This window comes from Thermostichus sp. OS-CIW-20 (assembly GCF_054061455.1).
The window spans coordinates 1-1,419 of sequence record NZ_JBSSEF010000063.1; the positions used below are offsets into that span (position 1 = coordinate 1).

Genomic DNA, 1,419 nt, shown 5'->3' on the forward strand with positions numbered 1-1,419 from the left:
CCTTCAATGGCCGGGTAGACTAGATTGGCTCTTTCCTACGGCCTGGCTTGCCCTGGGCGAGTTGATCGGGTAGGTTAAGGGAAGTGTTCAGCCGAACCTCACTTTTTTGGTTGAGAGGAGAACAATGAACGGAACAATGCACAAGTGGCTGCTCAAGTCACTCGGGTCTCTGTCTCTGGCTTCGACGGTGGTGCTGCTACCTTTGTTGCTCACCGGTTGCGGCGAAGAAAGCAGCACCAGCACTGTTACACCCGTGCCGCCCCCACCCCCACCACCCCCGCCGGCTCCCCCGGCTCCGCCGTCACCGACTCCAACCCCTGTTCCTGCTCCCACTCCCACCACTGCTGGCCCCATCAGCGCTCTGCCCACCCAACTGGCCGCTCTCACTCCGGGGGGACAAGTCTTCTCCAACCCCACTGTCATTCCCGTTGGCTTTGGCATCCGCCGCTCCGGCACAGCCGAGAACCTGCCGGTGGGCACCTACTCTGACTTCCGGGCGGTGCTTTCCTTCCCCATTCCCGACGCCATTCCCCGCAACGCGATTGTGCAGGGGGCGCAGTTGACACTGGTGCAGTTGCCCTCCAACGACTCGACCACCATTCCTGGTATTATTGGCGACAAGGGGCGGGGCTTCTTCTTCCTGGATGTCACTCCCCACAACCTAGCGGCCAACAGTGTGGTGTTCCAAGAGGTGCGGCTGGGCGCGGTTGACAACGTGGTGTCCAGCGACTTCTTTGCGCCGGCGACTTCTGGCTTTGTGGCTTTGAGCTTCACCGGCAACGTGCTGGGGAACGATGCGTCGGCGGGGCCGCGGCTGGCGGATGTGGGGCCTGGGGTGCAGCGGGCGGTATCGGCGCCAGGCCCGCGCTTCTACCAGGTGCGGCTGCAGTGTGCCAAGGAGGTGTGGAACAACCAGGCCACGTCAGTATTCCCCACCTTAACTACTTCCTCTAGCGCCACAACTTCTGCAAGTGCTTCTGGAGCACCTGCATTTAACGCGGTTGCTCCTGTGCTAGTACAGTTCACTGGGTCCGTTACGCTAAATAATCTAACTACCAGTGCAAGCACCTATCAAGTTAACACCGCCTCCCCAGCCACCCTCACGATTACCCTCCTGGCCACCAACCCAGTTACGGTAAGCTTCAGTGCTGCAGGAAGCACCTTTACTGCTTTCCTACCCACTAGTCAGGCTACCATTACGCAGAGTGTACAGATAGGTGGCGTTGGAATTGATGTTGCCTTCACATTTACCGGTCCGTTGGTTACTTATAATCAAGCTCAAGTAGCCACCTTCACTGCCTCTAGCAGTCTGCTCGCTGGCCCGGTCAACCTGACCCTGGTTATCCCCAACCAGACCTTCTCCTACACGGCCAGCTTCTCGACCAGCTTCAGCACCAGCACCAGCACGGCGGGGACGCC

Annotated in this window: 1 pseudogene; it reads left to right on the plus strand. The window is 59.6% G+C overall.

Annotated features, from left to right (window positions below):
- Positions 1-124: 124 nt before the first annotated feature.
- A pseudogene (locus ACVWXC_RS13305) lies at positions 125-1,419 on the plus strand (hypothetical protein); the annotation flags it as partial.